The 19,758-nt window shown below is 35.8% G+C and carries 24 protein-coding genes and 1 riboswitch; of the genes, 21 read left to right on the top strand and 3 right to left on the bottom strand.

Features of this window, described 5'->3' with window-relative positions; genetic code table 11:
- The first annotated feature begins 149 nt into the window (after window positions 1–149).
- The gene (locus CD122_RS07395) at window positions 150–470 is read left to right on the top strand and encodes a helix-turn-helix domain-containing protein (protein WP_169926487.1); all 321 of its coding nucleotides are present in this window, start codon (window positions 150–152) and stop codon (window positions 468–470) included.
- Window positions 471–528: 58 nt separating this feature from the next.
- Here the strand turns inward: CD122_RS07395 and CD122_RS07390 are convergent, their stop codons facing one another.
- Window positions 529–948, bottom strand: a complete 420-nt coding sequence (locus CD122_RS07390) for an Ohr family peroxiredoxin (RefSeq protein ID WP_103358358.1) — start codon at window positions 946–948, stop codon at window positions 529–531.
- A gap of 137 nt (window positions 949–1,085) precedes the next feature.
- Between CD122_RS07390 and CD122_RS07385 the strand changes: the two genes are divergently transcribed.
- Genes CD122_RS07385 through CD122_RS07375 form a run of 3 tightly spaced genes read left to right on the top strand, consistent with a single transcriptional unit; the run spans window position 1,086 to window position 3,434 of the window.
- Complete coding sequence (locus tag CD122_RS07385; RefSeq protein WP_103358357.1) at window positions 1,086–2,090, top strand: D-2-hydroxyacid dehydrogenase; 1,005 nt, start codon at window positions 1,086–1,088, stop codon at window positions 2,088–2,090.
- 18 nt (window positions 2,091–2,108) lie between these two features.
- Entirely contained in the window at window positions 2,109–2,831 is a 723-nt protein-coding gene (aroD, locus tag CD122_RS07380; RefSeq protein ID WP_103358356.1) for a type I 3-dehydroquinate dehydratase, read from the top strand.
- Between the two features lie 54 nt (window positions 2,832–2,885).
- Complete coding sequence (locus CD122_RS07375) at window positions 2,886–3,434, top strand: nitroreductase family protein (protein ID WP_103358355.1); 549 nt, start codon at window positions 2,886–2,888, stop codon at window positions 3,432–3,434.
- Between the two features lie 55 nt (window positions 3,435–3,489).
- Here CD122_RS07375 and CD122_RS07370 read toward each other — a convergent pair whose 3' ends face one another.
- Window positions 3,490–3,813 carry a thioredoxin family protein gene (locus CD122_RS07370; protein ID WP_103358354.1) on the bottom strand — a complete coding sequence of 108 codons (324 nt, stop codon included), beginning with the start codon at window positions 3,811–3,813 and terminating at the stop codon, window positions 3,490–3,492.
- A 194-nt stretch (window positions 3,814–4,007) separates the two neighbouring features.
- Here CD122_RS07370 and CD122_RS07365 point away from each other — a divergent pair, with 194 nt between their 5' ends.
- The 10 genes from CD122_RS07365 (at window position 4,008) to CD122_RS07320 (ending at window position 11,314) form a co-directional block, all read left to right on the top strand.
- The gene (locus tag CD122_RS07365; protein WP_103358353.1) at window positions 4,008–4,361 is read left to right on the top strand and encodes an arsenate reductase family protein; all 354 of its coding nucleotides are present in this window, start codon (window positions 4,008–4,010) and stop codon (window positions 4,359–4,361) included.
- Between the two features lie 69 nt (window positions 4,362–4,430).
- Window positions 4,431–4,811 carry a glycine cleavage system protein GcvH gene (gcvH, locus tag CD122_RS07360; RefSeq protein ID WP_103358352.1) on the top strand — a complete coding sequence of 127 codons (381 nt, stop codon included), beginning with the start codon at window positions 4,431–4,433 and terminating at the stop codon, window positions 4,809–4,811.
- 126 nt (window positions 4,812–4,937) lie between these two features.
- Entirely contained in the window at window positions 4,938–5,255 is a 318-nt protein-coding gene (locus tag CD122_RS07355; protein WP_103358351.1) for a thioredoxin family protein, read from the top strand.
- Window positions 5,256–5,294: 39 nt separating this feature from the next.
- A riboswitch (SAM riboswitch) is annotated at window positions 5,295–5,403 on the top strand.
- A 93-nt stretch (window positions 5,404–5,496) separates the two neighbouring features.
- The gene (locus CD122_RS07350) at window positions 5,497–6,525 is read left to right on the top strand and encodes a methionine ABC transporter ATP-binding protein (protein ID WP_103358350.1); all 1,029 of its coding nucleotides are present in this window, start codon (window positions 5,497–5,499) and stop codon (window positions 6,523–6,525) included.
- A complete protein-coding gene (locus CD122_RS07345; RefSeq protein WP_103358349.1) occupies window positions 6,518–7,213 on the top strand; it encodes a methionine ABC transporter permease in 696 nt (231 codons plus the stop codon). Before CD122_RS07350 ends, CD122_RS07345 begins: the two co-directional genes overlap by 8 nt.
- Window positions 7,214–7,235: 22 nt before the next feature.
- Window positions 7,236–8,057: a MetQ/NlpA family ABC transporter substrate-binding protein gene (locus CD122_RS07340; protein ID WP_103358348.1), complete on the top strand. Its 822-nt coding sequence runs from the start codon at window positions 7,236–7,238 to the stop codon at window positions 8,055–8,057.
- Between the two features lie 118 nt (window positions 8,058–8,175).
- On the top strand, window positions 8,176–8,997 hold the full coding sequence (locus CD122_RS07335; protein WP_103358347.1) for a MetQ/NlpA family ABC transporter substrate-binding protein: 822 nt from the start codon (window positions 8,176–8,178) through the stop codon (window positions 8,995–8,997).
- Window positions 8,998–9,225: 228 nt separating this feature from the next.
- Window positions 9,226–10,428 carry an AAA family ATPase gene (locus tag CD122_RS07330; protein WP_103358346.1) on the top strand — a complete coding sequence of 401 codons (1,203 nt, stop codon included), beginning with the start codon at window positions 9,226–9,228 and terminating at the stop codon, window positions 10,426–10,428.
- Window positions 10,428–10,961, top strand: a complete 534-nt coding sequence (locus tag CD122_RS07325) for a hypothetical protein (RefSeq protein ID WP_103358345.1) — start codon at window positions 10,428–10,430, stop codon at window positions 10,959–10,961. Before CD122_RS07330 ends, CD122_RS07325 begins: the two co-directional genes overlap by 1 nt.
- Window positions 10,962–11,110: 149 nt before the next feature.
- A complete protein-coding gene (locus CD122_RS07320; protein WP_103358344.1) occupies window positions 11,111–11,314 on the top strand; it encodes a hypothetical protein in 204 nt (67 codons plus the stop codon).
- A 62-nt stretch (window positions 11,315–11,376) separates the two neighbouring features.
- On the opposite strand, the gene popT is transcribed toward CD122_RS07320, so the two are convergent.
- Window positions 11,377–12,225, bottom strand: a complete 849-nt coding sequence (gene popT / locus CD122_RS07315) for a polyprenyl-phosphate transporter PopT (protein WP_103358343.1) — start codon at window positions 12,223–12,225, stop codon at window positions 11,377–11,379.
- 302 nt (window positions 12,226–12,527) lie between these two features.
- Here popT and sufC point away from each other — a divergent pair, with 302 nt between their 5' ends.
- The 7 genes from sufC to CD122_RS07280 all read left to right on the top strand — a co-directional run bounded on the left by sufC (window position 12,528) and on the right by CD122_RS07280 (window position 19,491).
- Window positions 12,528–13,295, top strand: coding sequence for a Fe-S cluster assembly ATPase SufC (gene sufC / locus CD122_RS07310; protein WP_044360563.1), 768 nt, complete (start codon window positions 12,528–12,530; stop codon window positions 13,293–13,295).
- A 27-nt stretch (window positions 13,296–13,322) separates the two neighbouring features.
- The gene (gene sufD, locus CD122_RS07305; protein ID WP_103358342.1) at window positions 13,323–14,630 is read left to right on the top strand and encodes a Fe-S cluster assembly protein SufD; all 1,308 of its coding nucleotides are present in this window, start codon (window positions 13,323–13,325) and stop codon (window positions 14,628–14,630) included.
- 28 nt (window positions 14,631–14,658) lie between these two features.
- On the top strand, window positions 14,659–15,900 hold the full coding sequence (locus CD122_RS07300) for a cysteine desulfurase (protein ID WP_103358341.1): 1,242 nt from the start codon (window positions 14,659–14,661) through the stop codon (window positions 15,898–15,900).
- Window positions 15,890–16,348: a Fe-S cluster assembly sulfur transfer protein SufU gene (gene sufU, locus CD122_RS07295; RefSeq protein ID WP_103358340.1), complete on the top strand. Its 459-nt coding sequence runs from the start codon at window positions 15,890–15,892 to the stop codon at window positions 16,346–16,348. The genes CD122_RS07300 and sufU overlap by 11 nt, the downstream gene beginning before the upstream one ends.
- A gap of 65 nt (window positions 16,349–16,413) precedes the next feature.
- Window positions 16,414–17,811, top strand: coding sequence for a Fe-S cluster assembly protein SufB (sufB, locus tag CD122_RS07290; protein ID WP_103358339.1), 1,398 nt, complete (start codon window positions 16,414–16,416; stop codon window positions 17,809–17,811).
- A 154-nt stretch (window positions 17,812–17,965) separates the two neighbouring features.
- On the top strand, window positions 17,966–18,760 hold the full coding sequence (locus CD122_RS07285) for a HipA family kinase (protein ID WP_240624142.1): 795 nt from the start codon (window positions 17,966–17,968) through the stop codon (window positions 18,758–18,760).
- Window positions 18,761–18,765: 5 nt separating this feature from the next.
- On the top strand, window positions 18,766–19,491 hold the full coding sequence (locus CD122_RS07280; protein WP_103358337.1) for a hypothetical protein: 726 nt from the start codon (window positions 18,766–18,768) through the stop codon (window positions 19,489–19,491).
- Window positions 19,492–19,758: the final 267 nt, after the last annotated feature.

Below are 19,758 nucleotides of genomic sequence, written 5' to 3'. Positions count from 1 at the left end.
TAAAACTCATCCATCCTCAACAGGTTCGGAAACGGATAATCTCAGTGTAGTCCTCACTCGTAAAAGGTGACTAACTTAAACTTGAAATTTGCGATATACATTTAGGTGGTTATAATAACAATTATTCAAACGTCACGAATCCACTCATCGTGAATGTGTTGAATTATATTAATGAAAATTATAAGCGTCAGTTAACGGTAAGTAAGATTGCAGAACATTTCTTTGTGAATGCAAGTTATCTTTCAAGGTTGTTCTCAGAAACATTAAATATCCCGTTATTAAAATATATACGAAAAATCAAAATGTATAATATTGCCTCGGATATTGTGACGTTAGGGTTTGATCAAGATATATGGAAAGATTATGGTTTTAAGTCGTATGAATCCTATTTGAAAAACTTCAAAAAAACATTTGATATGACGCCATCAGAGTTTTTGAAAAATCACCTTTCTAACAATATGCGAAAATAAATAAAAACTGGGTACGTCTCACCTATAAAGGTCAGCGTACCCAGTTTTTATTGTGTTATTATTCAACGACTTCAACGCTTAAAGCAACGTCAACGTTTCCGTTAATCGCTTTTGAGTATGGGCAGAAGTCATGTGCTTGTTTTAATGATTTTTCTGCGTCTTCTTGGCTCATGTTTTTAACTTTCGCATGAATATCTACTTCTAATTTTGGACTTTCTGATTCTGAATCGTCCACTAGACGTACAGTAATTGATACAACAGGTTCAGCTTTGCGGAATTTGTTGCGTTTTAAGATTAAATCGAACGCACCGTTGAAGCATGATGCGTAACCGGCTGCGAATAATTGTTCAGGGTTTGTTGAATCTGTGTCTGTGTTGTCTGGAGGAGTGATTTGTAAATCAAGGGCTTTATCGTCTGTTTGAACAGTCCCTTTACGACCTCCAACATTTGTTGCAGTTGTTTCATAAATAATTGACATAGTAAATGCCTCCTTAAAATGGTGCTTTCATTATACTACCTGTAAAACAAGATGCAATGATTTAGCCTTTTCAAAACATTAAATTTACGATATAGTTATTTTATTCCGAAAAGACTGATAACTAAGAGGTGAATTGTATGAAAAAGATTAAAGTATTTGATGTAAGAGAAGATGAACAAGCGGCACTGCAGCAGTGGATTGAACGTCATGCAGATGAAGTTGAAGTGGTGTTAACAGAAGATAGTTTGGAAGGTGAACATTTAGAAAAGCTTGAAGATATTGATGGTGTGACAATATCTCAAACAACCGCTTTTAATCCAGATTATTTCAAAGTATTAGCTGAAAATGGCATTTATCACATTGCACAACGTTCTGCGGGCTTTGATATGTATGACTTGCCTGCTGCGAATGAGACGGGTATTAAAATTTCAAATGTACCGAGCTATTCACCGCAGTCGATTGCAGAGTTTGCGGTAACACGAACGTTACAACTCGTACGTCATACACACCGTATTGATCGCAATGCAGCGGTTCAGGATTTTACATGGGATTTAGCTTTACAAGGTCGCACGATTGAGTCGCTTAAAATTGGTGTGTTAGGTACAGGACGTATCGGTAGTCGTGCTGCGAAGATTTTCCACGGCTTTGGTGCTAAGGTTTATGCGTATGATATAGCGCCTAATCCTGAATTGGAAGGTATTTTGACATATGTTGATTCACTGGAAGATTTGGTGAAGGATATTGATGTACTCACATTGCACATTCCTGGATCACCAGAGAATAAGTATGTAGTTAATGAGGCTATTCTTAATCAAGCAAAACCAGGTTTGTTAGTGATTAATGCGGCACGTGGTGTTGTATTAGATACAGATGCACTGATTCGCAAACTTGATGATGGAACGGTAGCAGGAGCAGCAATTGATACGTATGAAAATGAAGGACCTTACTTTAGACATGATTGGTCGAATAAGCCGTTAGAAGATTCAGTGTTAAGTCATTTGCTAGAGCGAGATGATGTATTGATTTCACCACATGTTGCGTTCTATACTGATGAAGCGGTACAAAACTTAGTTGATATTCCATTAGATGAGGTATTATCATATATTGAGAATCAAACAGCTGAACATATTGTTAATCCATAATGAGAAAAGGTGAATGATGTGAAGTCACAAATTGTAGCAAGTCTTATGCCGGATACACGAACGTTATCTGATACTGAACTGGCAAAGGTTACTGAAAATATGCCGTACTTTGATATATTGGAGTTGCGTATTGATGCGATTCCACAATGCGATGTAGAAAGTGTGGCGCAGATGGCATCGACATTAAAACAGCTTAATGGCGATTTTCAGTTACTAGTTACGTATCGAACTGACAGTCAAGGTGGGGAAGGTGCACTTGATGAAGCGGATTATCAACAATTATTAATTGATTTAAGTTCAATAACTGAGATTGATTGGTTAGATGTTGAATGGACGCCTGCCGTAAACCGTATCGACATGTGCCGTAAGATGATTGCGCAAGGTGGCATGATTGTCGCATCATATCATAACTTTGATGAAACACCCTCTGTAGACGTGTTAAAGAAAACATATTTCCATTTATCCCAAATGGGCGCGAGTCACTTGAAAATCGCAGTGATGCCCCAGAGTCGTCAAGATGTCTTAGTGCTATTACAAGCTGTGTCAGAAGCAAGCGAGGCGCTCACACAATGGGTGACAGGTATTTCAATGTCACAACTCGGACTGATTACACGTACAGCACAGGCAGCATTTGGTGGTTGTTTAACGTTTGGTGCGTTAGACGAAGCGGTTGCGCCAGGACAAGTTCCGGTAAAACAACTGGCTGAAGCAACGAAACTGTACGATATGTTTGATAAATAATCTATTTTTACGTATAATTGATAATTATTATCAATCTATAAGGGGTAGATAGAGATGGAACTTCAAGACGCTATAAAAAACCGTAGAAGTATTAAGAAGTTCAAACATGATATGTATATAGATGATGCCGCAGTTCGCCAGGCATTGGTAGATGCTGCAGAAGCGCCTAACCATGGTATGAGGGAGCCTTGGCGTGTAGTATATGTACCGAAACACAAGTTGGGTGAGATGAGTCGTGAAATCTCAAGATATGCGTTTCCACGTGAGCCAGATAAGCAACAGAGTCATTACGATGCGGTAACGAAGCTAGGTGGTTTTGTCGCTTTAATCATGAAGTGTGATGCACGACAACGTGAAGAAAATGAAAACTATCTTGCGGTTGGTGCATTTGCCCAAAATTTATTACTGTTACTATATGAACAAGGGATTGGCACTTGTTGGAAGACACCACAATATATTTTTAATCCGAAAGTGCGTCAAGCGTTCAGTGTCTTACCAGATGAACGACTTGTGGGATTCATCTATTTAACGGATTTACAAGAAGAAGATAAGATGAAAAGATGTGCAAGAAGTAATAGAGGTCTTGTAACTGATTATATATAAGAAATAACGCGTATGGAGAGGGTTATCCCAATCTATACGCGTTATTTTTTGTCATTTATTTGCCGAAACTTTCAGCTAAGAATGATTCAACTTGTTCTGGTGATTTTGCGTTTGCAGAGTGTAAGTGATGAAGTTTTTCACCGTTTTGGAAGATTAAGATACTTGGAATACCCATTACTTCGTGGTTTACAGCTGCTTCTTCTACTTCGTCACGGTCTACAACGTACCATGAATAGTCGTTATATTTTTCAACAATTGGATCAATCCACATGTCCATTGCTTTACAATCAGGGCACCAGCCGGCCTCGAATTTCACGATAATTGGTTCTGAACTTTGAATGATCTCATTGAATTGTGTCATATCTTTAACTGCTTGCATGAAAAATGCCTCCTCTTATTCTTTCGTATGCTCATTATAGCGAATTTAAAACATGAAGTCATTCAAATTGCAACTTGCGACACAAGGGTGGAAAGCGTATCATACACAATATAAGCGAAATTCATTTTATAAAAAAGAGCAATATTTTCAAATGTTTGTTATATTTGAATTAAGTCATTACAGGAGGCGTTCTTATGATAAAATTTTACCAGTATAAAAACTGTACAACTTGTAAAAAAGCAGCGAAGTTTTTAACAGACCATGGTGTAAGCTATGAGCCAATCGACATTGTTCAACATACGCCAACGAAAGAAGAATTCCAACAAATCGTTGAGACAACTGGTATTGAAATTAAAAAACTGTTTAATACACACGGCGCGAAATATCGTGAGTTAAATTTAAAAGACAAACTTGCAGACCTATCTGATGATGAAATGTTAGCGTTATTAGCATCAGACGGAATGCTAGTTAAACGACCTTTAGCAGTATTAGGTGACAAAGTAACAGTTGGTTTTAAAGAAGACACATATCGTGATATTTGGTTATAATAAAATAGTTGATAGAAATACGTCAATGTGTCATGATAAATATAACATTAACAATTGGAGGGGATTCACGTGGCAGTGCCAAGTAATTTAAAGTATTCAAAAGAACATGAATGGGTGAAAGTTGAAGGAAACACAGCGATCATCGGTATTACTGATTTCGCACAAAACGAATTAGGTGACATCGTATTCGTTGAACTTCCAGAAGTAGACGACGAAGTATCAGAAGGCGACACTTTTGGTAGCGTTGAATCTGTAAAAACAGTATCAGAATTATATTCTCCTGTTTCAGGTAAAGTCATCGAAGTGAACGAAAACTTAGAAGATGAGCCAGAAGCGGTTAACGAATCACCATACGAAAATGCATGGATGGTTAAAGTTGAATTATCAGACGAAAGTGAATTAGATGCATTATTAGATGCAGCTAGTTACGAAGCAATGATTGGTGAATAAGACTTTTATGACTCGGTTGGGAGCGAATAGTTCCTTGCCGAGTTTTTTTATTGTGCGTTATGTTGGCATATCGTCGATGAACGTGCTATTCTCAACCTACTATATTTTAGAAAAGGGTTATGCAAGATGACGAATTCGCATACACAGAATGAAGTGCTAACACAGCATTTTGAGAAAGAGACGCATCTGATATTTGGCTATACAACGATGTGTGGTACATGCAAAGTATCTGAACGTATGTTGGATATTGTGAATAATATCATGCAGCTACCCATTACAAAAGTAGATTTGAATTATTTTCCGTCATTCAATCAAGAAAAAGAGATCCAATCGGTACCGGTGCTGCTTATAATGAAACGTGATCAAGAAATTGACCGTTTGTATGCTTTCCAATCTGTACCATTTTTATTAGAAAAAATTAAAAAAGCCATTGACGAATCTTGATTGAGGTGGTAAGATTTAAACAATTCAATATTCAGAAAACTCTTATCCAGAGTGGTGGAGGGATGTGCCCTTTGAAGCCCGGCAACCGTCTAGCGATAGAAATGGTGCCAAGTCACATAAAGTTGTTACAGACTTTAGAAGATGAGAGAAAGGTAGCTACGTTTATTGCCTTCTCTTTCATTAAAAAAGAGAAGGCAATTTTTATTTGGCATAAGAGCTGTTTTGCACAAGGAGGAGCAAGATGATTGAGCTAAAAAATATTGTTAAAAAATATGAGAGCAAATCCAAGACTGTTACGGCTGTAGATCATGTAAATTTGAATATAGCTAAGGGGACGATATACGGGATTATCGGATTCTCTGGGGCAGGTAAAAGTACATTAGTACGACTCTTTAATTACTTAGAGACACCAACTTCAGGTGACGTCATTATTGGTGGCGATAATATTGGGAAATTGAGTAAGCAAGATTTGCGTCAAAAACGTCAAAAAGTGAGCATGATTTTCCAACACTTTAATCTACTATGGTCTCGAACAGTTTTAGAAAATATTAAGTTTCCATTAGAGATAGCGGGTGTACCAAAAGCGGAAGCAACGAAAAAGGCAGAAGCATTGGTTCAACGTGTAGGTCTTGCCGGACGTGAACATGCGTACCCATCAGAGTTATCAGGTGGTCAAAAGCAACGTGTCGGTATTGCAAGAGCATTAGCGAATGATCCAGAAGTGCTGTTGTGTGATGAGGCAACAAGTGCATTGGATCCACAAACAACAGATGAAATTTTAGATCTGTTATTACAACTTAAAAAAGAACAAAATTTAACGATTATCATCATTACGCATGAGATGCACGTTATCCGTCGTGTATGTGATGAAGTCGCTGTTATGGAGAATGGTCGTGTAATTGAGCATGGTAATGTATCGGATGTTTTCGAAAACCCACAACACCGTGTGACACGACGTTTCGTTCAAGAAGATTTGCAGCCTGAACAGGACTTTGAAAGTATTGCGAATGCCTTGAACATTGCACCTAATGATAGAGTTGTGAAGTTATCATTTTCTGGTGAGAACACAATGCAACCTGTTGTATCAGATATTGCACAAAAGCATAATGTTTCTGTGAATATTCTGGAAGGTAACATTAAACAAGCAAAAACAGGCGCTGCAGGGTTCTTACTCATCCATATTTCAGCAATTTCACAGGATGACTTTAACCATTTAAAACAAGACTTAGAAGGTCAAAACATTCAAGTAGAGGTGATCAAACATGGGTAAGAGTTTTAGTGAAATACTACAAGAGATGATCACAATGCCGAATGTGCGTTGGCCAGAGGTCTGGATAGCGACATATGAAACACTGTATATGACCGTGATTTCAACTGCATTTTCATTCATCTTAGGTTTAATTTTAGGTGTCATTTTATTCTTAACATCTAAGAGTCAATCGAAGGCAGGACGTATCTTCTACAGTATCGTTTCATTCTTTGTTAACTTATTCCGAGCGATTCCGTTCATTATCTTAATCTTGCTCTTAATTCCATTCACGAGCTTGATTCTAGGTACAATCAGTGGTCCAACAGGTGCATTACCAGCATTAATTATCGGTGCATCACCATTCTATGGACGACTTGTTGAAATCGCCTTGAAGGAAATTGACAAAGGCGTTATCGAAGCAGCACGTTCTATGGGGTCTACAACATGGACAATCATTTTAAAAGTATTGATTCCAGAGTCGTTGCCTGCATTGATTTCTGGTATTACAGTTACAGCCATCGCATTGGTTGGTTCAACTGCAGTAGCGGGTGTTATCGGTGCTGGTGGTCTTGGTAACTTAGCTTACCTAACTGGTTTCACACGTAACCAAAATGACGTCATTTTAGTTTCAACCATTTTAATTTTAGTCATCGTTTTTGTAATTCAGTTCCTCGGGGATTGGTTTACAAATAAAATAGATAAACGATAATAACCAAAAAGGAGTTAAAAGCATGAAGAGAATTTTATCAATCGCACTTATTTTTGTATTAGCTGTTGCACTTGCTGCATGTGGTAACAAGGAAGAAGCTAAAGACAACAAAAAAATCGTTGTTGGGGCTTCACCTGCACCACACGCTGAAATCTTAGAAGAAGCAAAACCATTATTGAAAGAAAAAGGTTATGACTTAGAAGTAAAAGTTATTAACGACTACACAACACCAAACAAATTGTTAGATGCTGGTGAATTAGATGCCAATTTCTTCCAACACACACCATATATTGAAACTGAGAAAAAAGAAAAAGGCTACAAAATTGAATCTGCAGGTAACGTTCACTTAGAACCAATGGCTGTATATTCACAAAAACACAAAAGCTTAAAAGATTTACCTGATGGCGCAGAAGTTTTCGTTTCAAACAACCCGGCTGAACAAGGTCGTTTCTTAAAATTCTTCGTGGATGAAGGATTAATCAAAATCAAAGACGGCGTTAAAATTCAAGACGCAACATTTGATGATATCGTTGAAAACAAAAAAGACATCAAGTTCAATAACAAACAAGCAGCAGAATTCTTACCAAAAACTTACCAAAATAATGAAGGCGATGCAGTAATCATCAACTCTAACTTTGCAATTGAGCAAAAGTTAAACCCACAAAAAGACTCTATCGCTGTTGAAAGCGGTAAAGAAGACAATCCATATGCGAACTTAATCGCAGTTCAAGAAGGACATAAAGACGATGAGAAAATTAAAGCATTGATTGAAGTGTTACAATCAAAAGACATCCAAGACTTCATCAACAAGAAATATGATGGTGCTGTAACACCTGCTAAATAAGCATGACCTTGAGAACTAAATAGCAAGATGGGAGCGCGTTGTGATCATATACAGCGCGACCCCGTCTTTTTTTATAACCTAATTCAATGTGGATGGGTATCAGAAAGGGGTATTTTACATGAAAAAGTTAAGATTAGTCATTGTTGTATTAGCCGCATTTGCAGTTGTCTTAACAGCGTGTGGTAATAAACAAGAAGCGGATAAAGAAGATAAGAAAATTGTCGTTGCGGCATCGCCAACACCGCATGGGGAAGTTGTGAAAAAAGCAGGCAAGATTTTGAAAAAAGATGGTTATGATGTTCAAGTTAGAGAAGTAAACGACTATAAAATTCCGAATAAGTTGTTAGACAAAGGCGATGTGGATGCCAATATGTTCCAACATGTACCATATTTGAAAGCTGAACAGAAATCACATGGCTATCAATTAGAAACAGTTGGTAAAGTTTTAACAACGCCTATGGGTGTCTATAGTAAAAAACATAAAAGCTTAAAAGACTTGCCAGACGGTGCGAAAATTTACATTTCAAACAATCCAGCTGAAGAAGGACGCTTCCTATCATTCTTTGTTAATGAAGGACTTATTAAAATTAAACCAGGTGTCAAAATTGAAGATGCCAAGTTGGATGACATCGTAGAAAACAAAAAGCACTTAGAATTTGATAACCAACAAGGTGCAGAATTCTTACCGAAAACATACAACAACAACGAAGGCGATGCGGTTATCATGAACTCAAACTATGCAATTGATAACGGCTTAAAACCATTGAAAGATTCGATTGCAGTAGAAGATGCATCATCTCCATTTGCGAACGTATTAGTTGTTCAAAAAGGGCATAAAGATGATAAAAAGTTCCAAGACTTAATCAAAGCCTTACAATCAGACGAAGTACGCGACTTCATTAATAAAGAATACGATGGTGCTGTAATTCCAGCGAAATAATTCAAATAGTAGTAAACCCTGTAAATGTCATGTTTATGGGGTTTTTACTATGTCCATAATGAAAAAGTATAAGTTGGTAGCTGTTATTAGAATGGGCAACATGTTATTCAAAAACGAAAAATACGTTATTAATATACAAATATAGTCTATTGTTCGCCTTAGTTGTAGAAAAATGTCGAAAAATACGATAATATAAGTTAAACGTAATTATGAGAAGAGGATATTATTATGAAGGCTTTAAGAATAATAGTAAATGGCTTGAGTAACTTTGAAAATGGAGAATTAAAGGTTGATTTTATAGCTAGTAAAAAAGTTAGCACTTATGAAACCAATGTAACTGTTAATCCCTTATTTAATAGTATTTATAAACAAAATTCAATGTCATTTGTTGGTATTAATGCTTCTGGTAAAACAACAACTTTAGCAATCATAGAAAGTTTATTATCAATTTATATAGATAATGAAAGCATCTCATTTCATACGCATTTATCAAAGACGTTTAGTGATCAATTAAACGTAAAAATACACTTGTATGATGAGGAAGAAAAAGCTATCTATTTAATCAATTCTACTATAATGAAAGAGAATAAAGATGGCGCTAACTCAAAACTATATTTCTATGATGAGGATTTGTACTTGAGAAAGGTCAGCAAAAGAGTAAATAAGAAAAATATTTTTGATAATGAGCTATATGATCATATACAAAATAGAAGGGGTTTAAATAACTCATATTTGAAAGATGAAGACACAATTTTCTCAGCAATCTTAAATGAAAAAGATGATAGAAATGAGAAAGTTTTTGAATTGATTAATCTAACAGACATGAATGTTTTTGCATACTACCTAAAAAATATGACTAATGAATCGTTTATCAGGTATTTAGATCCTAGCGTAGAACTATTTAGAATTAAAGATGAAGAAAATTATAATTTAAAAAAACATACTTTACCAAAATTTGAAATTAAATTTAAAAATTCTGATGTGATACACACTTCGGATATTGCTGATTTAGGGAATATTTTATCATCTGGGACAATCAAAGGACTAAACATATTTGCCAATGTCGTAACGGTTCTATCAAGAGGTGGATATCTGATAATTGACGAGATTGAAAACCATTTAAATAAGCGTATAGTTTCAAGTATTTTAGAATTCTTCTTGTCTGATATTAATAACAATGGAGCGACATTACTATTTAGTACCCATTATGTTGAGGTATTAGATGAAATTGATAGAAGTGATAGTATATATGTTTTAAATAAAGAAGAAGCAATTAAAGTGAAAAAGTTATCTGATCGACTGGGTGAATACGATAGGTCTGACAAGAAAAAAAGTGAAATATTTTTAAGCGGAGTAGTGGATACTGTTCCCGATTACAAGAGCTATCAAAATATTAAAAAAGATATTCGTGATTATATAAGGGGGAACTAATGCGCAGTATCATTAATAACAATAATTACATTGCTCTTATATGCGAAGGAGAATGCGAAAAGTATATAATCGACAAATTGCTCGATGAAAATAGGTTGTTTTTCACTAGGAGCCGTTTAATTGATGAAAAAGTTTTAGGTGGCGAATTTAGAAATGCTACAAAGTTCACGCAAAAATATCTCACATTGAAGTATGAGAATAAAATAACGATTATTTTAGTAGTGGACAAACAGCATGAATTGAAATTAAAAAAGATGTTTTCACACAATGTCGAACAGCAGCTTTGTGTTGTAACTCGTCCTGAAATTGAAATGCTGATGATTATGGCTATGGATAAATATAAAGAATATCAAAAAGTGAAAAGTACTCAGAAACCATCATTATTTATGAAAAACCTCACCGGTAAAAAAGTGAAGAATATCAAATTCGTTGAAAATTTTTATATCCAATATGACTTAGTTGATGCGATAAAAAAATATCACGGAATCAGACCAGACAAATCACAATATTCAATATATAACCTATTAAAGTAGTGAAGTTATTTTGATGGGATATAAAAATAAAACTGCATAAATGAGAAGCTTAATAAAAGCAGATGACATGTTTATGATAGTTTGTTTAAATGGAACTAGAAGATATGATTGGTTTCAAAAAATGAGTGTATTCATGAAGGGGGCTTAAAATGGTAACTGTACTTACAATTGTGTTAATCGTGTCACTCGCTGAATCTGTGTATTTATTAGCCAATGTTTGGAAGTTAAAAAAACAGAAAGCACCGGATTACGAATATCAAGCATTAGTCAATAAGTACGCGCCAATTGGCATTATCACAATAGCATTATCAGTAATTATTCTTGTTATAGCTTATATTATTCAGATGATATAAAAAGAAAAGCCGTATCACGAGTTGTGCGAACAACTTGTGATACGGCTTTTAAATATGGTCGATTAAGCTTCTGTGTATTTGCCTAAAACGTAACTGATGATAAATCCTAAAACGAGTGACATGGCTGAAACAAGCCAAATTACGCCAGTCGTTGGTACACCGGGGAACACGGAAAAGAGTGATCCGATAACAAGCCCTAAAATAGCGGCATATGTCATATACGTATAGTGTTGTAATAAATACGTAATCAACTTACTTGCGACTAAAAAGCCGACGAGAATACCTGAACCAACTAAGATAAGCACAGGTAACGCTTGGAAGTTAAAGCGTACGAATTCGGAAATTGAATATGTCACGGTACTGTACACACCAAATAGCAATAATACAAATGAACCAGAGATACCTGGTAGTAACATGGCACTTGAAGCACAAATACCAGCGATAAAATATTTGATGAGCATTGGTGCAGATAAATCAATATGTGATGGTGCACCATGTGCGGTGTCTCCTTTAAAGAAAGCCATTACCGCGAGTAACGCAATTGCTACAACTAAAATGATCCAATGTTTAGCTGTATACGTCTGTTTGATTTTTGAAATACGTACTAAAAATGGAATAATCCCAAGAATTAAACCAAAGAAGAAAAACATCGTTGGCATAGGATGTTCTGCTAGTAAATAGTTAATCACGCTGCTTAAGCTACCAATCGCAAGCCCCATACCAATCACAATTGGAAGTAAGAATGCGATACTTTTTTTGAAGTGTTTTGAGAATACGCCACTCACTGAGGCGATAAAGTCGTCATAGATTCCTAATAGTAAAGCGATTGTTCCACCACTAACGCCGGGAATAAGGTCGCTAATACCCATGGCAAACCCACGAGGAATATTTGAAAGTTTAAATTTAGACATGAAAAAGCGATTCCTTTCTTGTAAGTCTTTATATCATATCATAATAATGCCATATCTGTTATGTAAGAATCATAGGACTTGCGACCGATTGAGAACAGAATACAACTTATTATCAATAACATTTCTTAAATTGGATTTATTAGCGAATCATTTTGGGCTTACTTTTGCAATCTTAATTGGTTTATAAAAGACGTTATTTCAGTTATAATAAGCGTTGTACATTTAAAGAATGGTTTTGACGTTAGATTAAAATTATTATAAACTAGTGTAAGGAATCAAACATATATTTGGAGGGAATATCAATGCCATCAGTATTAGAAATTAAAGATTTACACGTATCTATTGACGATAAAGAAATCTTAAAAGGTGTTAACTTAACAATTAACACTGGTGAAATACATGCAATCATGGGACCAAACGGTACAGGTAAGTCAACATTATCTTCTGCAATCATGGGACATCCATCATTCGAAATTACTAAAGGAGAAGTATTATTGGATGGTGTAAACGTTCTTGAATTAGAAGTAGACGAACGTGCTAAAGCAGGTCTTTTCCTTGCAATGCAATACCCATCAGAAATTACGGGTGTTACAAATGCCGACTTCTTACGTTCAGCAATCAATGCACAACGTGAAGAAGGCCAAGAAATCAACTTGATGCAATTCATTAAGAAGTTAGACAAACAAATGGACTTCTTAGAAATGGATAAAGACATGGCGCAACGTTACTTAAATGAAGGTTTCTCAGGTGGGGAAAAGAAACGTAACGAAATCTTACAATTAATGATGTTACAACCTAAATTCGCTATCCTTGACGAAATCGACTCAGGTCTTGATATCGACGCATTAAAAGTTGTATCAAAAGGTATCAACGAAATGCGCGGAGAAGAATTCGGTTCATTAATCATCACACACTACCAACGTTTATTAAACTACATCACGCCTGACCACGTACACGTTATGTATAACGGTATCGTTGTTAAATCAGGTGGTGCTGAATTAGCAAAACGTCTTGAAGAAGAAGGTTACGAGTGGGTTAAAGAAGAATACGAAGCGTTAGAAGCGAAGTAATAATCATCAATATAGGAGGAAATAATTATGACGACTGAAACATTAAATATTTCTGAAGCGCAACTTGTTGATTATTCACAGGCTCAAAACGAACCTTCTTGGATGACAACGCTACGAAAAGAAGCGTTAGCGCAAGCTGAGTCTTTAGAAATGCCAAAACCAGATAAAACAAAAATCGACAAATGGGATTTCGATTCTTTCAAACAACACCACACAACAGGTGCTGCATTTGAAAATCTCAACGACTTACCATCAGAAATTGATCGTATTATTAACGTTGAAAATACAGAAAACCTCATTATTCAACATAACAACGCATTAGCGTTTACAAAAGTGAATGAACAAGCACAACAAGATGGTGTGATTATCGAGCACATTAGTGAAGCATTGAAAAATCACAGCGATCTTGTTGAAAAATACTACATGAAAGATGCTGTAACTGTTGATGAACATCGTTTAACAGCGTTACACACTGCATTAATGAACGGTGGCGTATTTGTTTACGTACCTAAGAACGTAGTAGTTGCTGATCCAATTCAATATGTCGTTTTACATGACGATGAAAATGCAAGTTTCTTCAACCACGTGTTAATCGTGACAGAAGAAAGTGCGGAACTTACTTACGTTGAAAACTACTTATCTACAACAAGTGGTGAAGGTAACCAAATCAACATTATTTCAGAAGTTATTGCTGCACCGAACGCGAAAGTATCATACGGTTCTGTAGACTTCTTAGATAAAGGATTCACAGGTTATATCATTCGTCGAGGTGTAACAGCTGCCGATGCGTCTATCAACTGGTCATTAGGTTTAATGAATGAAGGCGACCAAATCATCGACAACACAACAAACTTGATTGGTGATCGTTCAACATCAGACTTGAAATCAGTAGTCGTTGGTCGCGGCGATCAAACAATCAACTTAACATCTAAAATCGTACAATACGGTAAAGAAACAGATGGTTATATCTTGAAACATGGTGTTATGAAAGAAAGTGCATCATCAATCTTTAACGGTATCGGCCATATCAAACACGGTGGTAAAGGCTCTGCAGCGAACCAATCATCTCGTGTGTTAATGTTGTCAGAAAACGCACGTGGAGACGCGAACCCAATTTTATTAATTGATGAAGATGATGTAGAAGCAGGTCACGCAGCATCAGTTGGTCGTGTGGATCCAGAACAACTTTACTACTTAATGAGTCGTGGTATTTCACAAGAAGAAGCAGAACGCTTAGTTATCCACGGTTTCTTAGACCCTGTTGTTCGTGAATTACCGATTGAAGACGTACAACGACAATTACGCGAAGTTATCGAGCTTAAAGTAGGTAAATAACATAACTTTAGAAAGGTCTGTGATAGACGTGGCTGATACTCAATTAGATGTAAAAGCAATCATACAAGACTTTCCAATCTTAGAACAACAAGTAAATGGCAAACGTCTTGCTTATTTGGACTCGACAGCAACAAGTCAAAAACCGAAGCAAGTTATTGCCGCATTAGATGATTATTACGAGCGTTATAACTCTAATGTCCACCGTGGTGTGCACACGCTCGGTTCATTGGCAACAGATGGATATGAAGGTGCACGTGAAACAGTGCGTCGTTTCATCCATGCACGTTACTTTGAAGAAATTGTGTTCACACGTGGGACAACAGCGTCTATTAACCTTGTCGCACACAGTTATGGCGATGCGAACATTGAAGCGGGCGATGAAATTGTTGTAACTGAAATGGAGCACCATGCCAACTTGGTACCTTGGCAACAACTAGCCAAGCGTAAAGGTGCAACATTGAAGTTTATTCCGATGACAGAAGACGGTGAGTTAACGCTTGATGCTGTTAAGGCAACAGTGACGGACAAGACGAAAATTGTTGCTGTTGCACACGTATCAAACGTTCTAGGCACAATCAATGATGTCAAAGCAATTGCGGAAGTTGCACATGCACATGGTGCGATTATCGCTGTTGACGGTGCGCAATCTGTACCGCACATGAAAATAGATGTTCAAGATCTTGATATAGACTTCTATAGCTTTAGTGGACATAAAATGTTAGGGCCAACAGGTATTGGTGTGTTATACGGTAAACGTGAACACTTACAAAATATGGAACCAATTGAATTTGGTGGCGATATGATTGACTTTGTAGGTCTTTATGAAAGCACATGGACGGACTTACCGACGAAATTCGAGGCAGGTACGCCACTCATTGCACAAGCGATTGGTCTACAAGCAGCGATTGAATACCTTGAAGCGATTGGGTTCGATGCGATTCATGCACACGAACAAGCATTAACACAATATGCGTATGAACAAATGTCTCAAATTGAAGGAATTTCAATTTATGGCCCAGCAGTAGACAAACGTGCCGGTGTGATTACATTTAATATGGATGGCGTTCACCCACACGATGTAGCAACTGCACTTGATACAGAAGGCGTTGCAGTGCGTGCAGGACACCACTGTGCACAACCGTTAATGAAATGGTTAAATGTCTCATCTACTGCACGTGCGAGCTTCTACATTTACAATACCAAAGAAGACGTCGATCAACTTGTCGAAGGATTGAAGAAAACGAAGGAGTTTTTCTCATATGAATTTTAATAACTTAGACCAATTGTATCGCTCTGTGATTATGGATCACTACAAAAACCCTCGTAACAAAGGGGTTATTGAAGACGGTACGATGACTGTTGATATGAATAACCCAACATGTGGTGACCGTATCCACCTAACATTCGATATTGTAGATGGTATTGTACACGACGCAAAATTCGAAGGTGAAGGTTGTTCAATTTCTATGTCAAGTGCGTCTATGATGACAGAAGCGATTAAAGGACACAGCCTGAAAGAAGCCATGCAAATGAGCCAAGAGTTCACAAAAATGATGCTCGGTGAAGATTATACAATCACTGAAGATATGGGAGACATTGAAGCACTTCAAGGCGTTTCACAATTCCCAGCACGTATCAAATGTGCAACACTTGCATGGAAAGCATTGGAAAAAGGCACTGTCGAAAAAGAAGGTAAAGGCACAACAGAAGACGAGTAGTGCTTAACGATATAACGTATGCATCACGCATGCACGGTATTAAGAATATAGAGGAGTGATGATTGATGGCTAAGAAAGCACCTGATGTGGGCGATTACAAATATGGCTTCCATGATGAAGACGTATCGATTTTTAGATCAGAACGTGGCTTAACAGAAAACATTGTACGTGAAATCTCAAATATGAAAGGTGAGCCGGAATGGATGTTAGATTTCCGACTCAAAGCATTAAAATTATTCTACAAAATGCCAATGCCACAATGGGGCGGCGACTTGTCAGAATTAGATTTTGACGATATCACATACTACGTTAAACCATCAGAACGTTCAGAGCGTTCTTGGGATGAAGTACCTGAAGAAATCAAACGTACTTTTGATAAATTAGGTATCCCTGAAGCAGAACAAAAATATTTAGCAGGGGTTTCTGCACAATATGAATCAGAAGTTGTATATCACAATATGGAAAAAGACCTTGAAGAAAAAGGAATTATTTTCAAAGATACAGATACAGCTTTAAAAGAAAACGAAGACTTATTTAAAGAATACTTTGCATCTGTAATTCCAGCAGCTGACAACAAGTTTGCTGCATTGAACTCAGCGGTATGGTCAGGTGGTTCATTCATCTATGTACCGAAAAATGTGAAGTTAGATACACCGTTACAAGCGTACTTCCGTATCAACTCTGAAAACATGGGGCAATTCGAACGTACATTAATCATTGCGGATGAAGGCTCATCAGTAAACTACGTTGAAGGTTGTACGGCACCAGTGTACACAACGAACTCATTGCACTCAGCAGTCGTTGAAATCATCGTACACAAAGATGCACACGTTCGTTATACAACAATCCAAAACTGGGCGAACAACGTATACAACCTTGTAACAAAACGTACACTTGTACACGCGAACGGCAACATGGAATGGGTAGACGGTAACATGGGTTCTAAACTCACAATGAAATACCCAGCATGTGTCCTTGTAGGTGAAGGTGCAAAAGGTAGCACATTATCTATCGCATTCGCAGGTAAAGGACAAGTTCAAGATGCCGGTGCTAAAATGATTCATAAAGCACCGAACACATCTTCAACAATCGTATCAAAATCAATTTCTAAAGACGGCGGTAAAGTTGTTTATCGCGGTATCGTACATTTCGGACGTAAAGCGAAAGGCGCACGTTCTAATATCGAATGTGATACATTGATTTTAGATAACGAGTCAACATCAGATACAATTCCATACAACGAAATCTTTAATGACAACATTTCTTTAGAACACGAAGCAAAAGTATCTAAAGTATCAGAAGAACAACTCTTCTACTTGATGTCACGTGGTATCTCTGAAGAAGAAGCGACAGAAATGATCGTTATGGGCTTCATTGAGCCATTCACAAAAGAATTACCAATGGAATATGCAGTTGAAATGAACCGTTTGATCAAATTCGAAATGGAAGGATCTATCGGTTAGGATAAACCTATGGTATCAAGCCATTTAAGCCGTATGCTTAGATGTCTTGATACCTTTTTTGATACCAAAAATGGGCTGTTCAATATTTCGGTTGTATTATTTTCAGAATATATAGTAAAATCTAATTACTTAAATATACAAGGAGAAAAGATTGGTGGAACAATTAACAGAAATTACAAGTTTCGTTGGAGAGTACTTTTCGACAGACCCGCTATATGGCAAAATAGAGAATAAAATTGTTGTTGTCAAACACATAAACAATCCTCAAGGGCATTATGCTTTATTTAATGAATATATAGGATATGCTTTGGCGAGTAAACTAGGAATTCCAACCCCTGAATATGGCTTTGCTATCTTTAAAGAAAATAAAACTAAGAATTATTTGGAGCCTGACTATTCAATCAAAAATAATGATATCTTTACATATACAAAGCTTGAAAACGCAGTGATACAAATTGATAGTCCGTTATACACGGCGACAATTGACATTGAAGAAATTATAAAATTAATAATCTTTGATATATTTATTGCCAATTATGATAGAAATAAAGGAAACTTACTATTAAAAATGCCAAAAAAAGGGAAGAAAGCAAGTTTATTTCCAATTGACTATACACATATTTTTCCAGGACAATGTATATGGGTTGATGTTTTGAGACAACCACTACCAAGTATAAAAGAAATTGTTGGTGAAATATTTTCTTATGGCGGACATCAAAGTTTGATTGAAAATAGAATAATTGATGAAAAGACAATAGATGAAGTTGCTCGAGATTTTAAAAAGAATTTAGAGTGTATTGACATTAGTGATACAATTGAAGAGATTCCAAGTGTATTATTGAATATGTACGATAACGAAGATATAAATAATTTAAAAGGGTATTTATTCAGGAATATACATGAATTTGATTATATAATAAAAGAGATAAAGCGTTATTTAGTGAGGTGATTAAAATGTTTAAGGTTAAGTATGCTAGTTTGAATTATTATCCTGATGTATTTTTAATATCAAATATAGCAGTGGCGGTTGCATTTCAAGTTGAAGGTAAGTCATATTACAAAAATCACTTTAATATAATGCCTAAAAAGAAAAAACTTTATACATTTGATGATGAACTTGATCCATCATTTACCAATATGATGTTAAATGCCATAAAAGAAAATATACTAAATTTCAATGGGGAACTCTCAAAATTCACATTCCATTATGTTAACAATTTTAAGTTTGATGATATTAGTACAGAGTTATTTAGTACTCTAGCAGAAGTTGAGAAATTTATTGAAGATACAACTAGATATATTTTGCATCCTTCAATGAATGATGATAAGAAAATGACAGATAAAGAAAAGAAAAAATATATTGATGCATATTTGAGAAAAAACTATGAAGAAGTTAATAAGTCTTATGTTATTAGAGGGAAAAATAAAAAAGACAGAATAAGAGTTGACTTTATGGTTAATGATGTTAATGGCAGTGCACAAAGTTTTAAAATAATCAATAGGTCGAATCAGGCTATGCATACGATAAGATCACTCGCATTACATGCAATTATAAATGAAGAAAATTTAACATTTATTCTTGAAGAAGATATGGAAAGTGAAAGAGATTATATTATTGGCTTGGATCAAAAGAATATCAAAGTAATTGAAAGAAAAGATTTAATAGCAGGAAGTCATTAAAGATTATCCTTGCATACATTATGTTAATTTATAAAATAGAATAGTAAAAGTTATTTTCTATAGATTAAAAAATCAAAGGTATCAAGCCATTTAAGCCGTATGCTTAGATGGTTTGATACCATTTTTGATACCCAAAAAGCTAGAAATAATCATTGAAAAAGTGTCCTTGTAAAATAAGAGTGAAACGTATTTAATATGATTGGTAAAGCATTAAGTAAAATAAATGCTTATAACGATAATCTTGCACAATGATAAAAGAAATTGTTA

Origin of the sequence: Staphylococcus rostri (assembly GCF_002902145.1) — a bacterium.
Taxonomy (GTDB): Bacteria; Bacillota; Bacilli; order Staphylococcales; family Staphylococcaceae; genus Staphylococcus; species Staphylococcus rostri.
The sequence above is the reverse complement of the archived record's forward strand: the minus strand, read 5'-3'. Positions and strand labels throughout refer to the sequence as shown.

Coding starts and splice junctions, on each gene's coding strand:
- CD122_RS07390 (WP_103358358.1), bottom strand. CDS start 948: ATGTCAATTATTTATGAAACAACTGCAACAAATGTTGGAGGTCGTAAA.
- CD122_RS07385 (WP_103358357.1), top strand. CDS start 1,086: ATGAAAAAGATTAAAGTATTTGATGTAAGAGAAGATGAACAAGCGGCA.
- CD122_RS07375 (WP_103358355.1), top strand. CDS start 2,886: ATGGAACTTCAAGACGCTATAAAAAACCGTAGAAGTATTAAGAAGTTC.
- CD122_RS07370 (WP_103358354.1), bottom strand. CDS start 3,813: ATGCAAGCAGTTAAAGATATGACACAATTCAATGAGATCATTCAAAGT.
- CD122_RS07365 (WP_103358353.1), top strand. CDS start 4,008: ATGATAAAATTTTACCAGTATAAAAACTGTACAACTTGTAAAAAAGCA.
- CD122_RS07355 (WP_103358351.1), top strand. CDS start 4,938: ATGACGAATTCGCATACACAGAATGAAGTGCTAACACAGCATTTTGAG.
- CD122_RS07350 (WP_103358350.1), top strand. CDS start 5,497: ATGATTGAGCTAAAAAATATTGTTAAAAAATATGAGAGCAAATCCAAG.
- CD122_RS07345 (WP_103358349.1), top strand. CDS start 6,518: ATGGGTAAGAGTTTTAGTGAAATACTACAAGAGATGATCACAATGCCG.
- CD122_RS07340 (WP_103358348.1), top strand. CDS start 7,236: ATGAAGAGAATTTTATCAATCGCACTTATTTTTGTATTAGCTGTTGCA.
- CD122_RS07335 (WP_103358347.1), top strand. CDS start 8,176: ATGAAAAAGTTAAGATTAGTCATTGTTGTATTAGCCGCATTTGCAGTT.
- CD122_RS07330 (WP_103358346.1), top strand. CDS start 9,226: ATGAAGGCTTTAAGAATAATAGTAAATGGCTTGAGTAACTTTGAAAAT.
- CD122_RS07325 (WP_103358345.1), top strand. CDS start 10,428: ATGCGCAGTATCATTAATAACAATAATTACATTGCTCTTATATGCGAA.
- CD122_RS07320 (WP_103358344.1), top strand. CDS start 11,111: ATGGTAACTGTACTTACAATTGTGTTAATCGTGTCACTCGCTGAATCT.
- popT (WP_103358343.1), bottom strand. CDS start 12,225: ATGTCTAAATTTAAACTTTCAAATATTCCTCGTGGGTTTGCCATGGGT.
- sufC (WP_044360563.1), top strand. CDS start 12,528: ATGCCATCAGTATTAGAAATTAAAGATTTACACGTATCTATTGACGAT.
- sufD (WP_103358342.1), top strand. CDS start 13,323: ATGACGACTGAAACATTAAATATTTCTGAAGCGCAACTTGTTGATTAT.
- sufU (WP_103358340.1), top strand. CDS start 15,890: ATGAATTTTAATAACTTAGACCAATTGTATCGCTCTGTGATTATGGAT.
- sufB (WP_103358339.1), top strand. CDS start 16,414: ATGGCTAAGAAAGCACCTGATGTGGGCGATTACAAATATGGCTTCCAT.
- CD122_RS07280 (WP_103358337.1), top strand. CDS start 18,766: ATGTTTAAGGTTAAGTATGCTAGTTTGAATTATTATCCTGATGTATTT.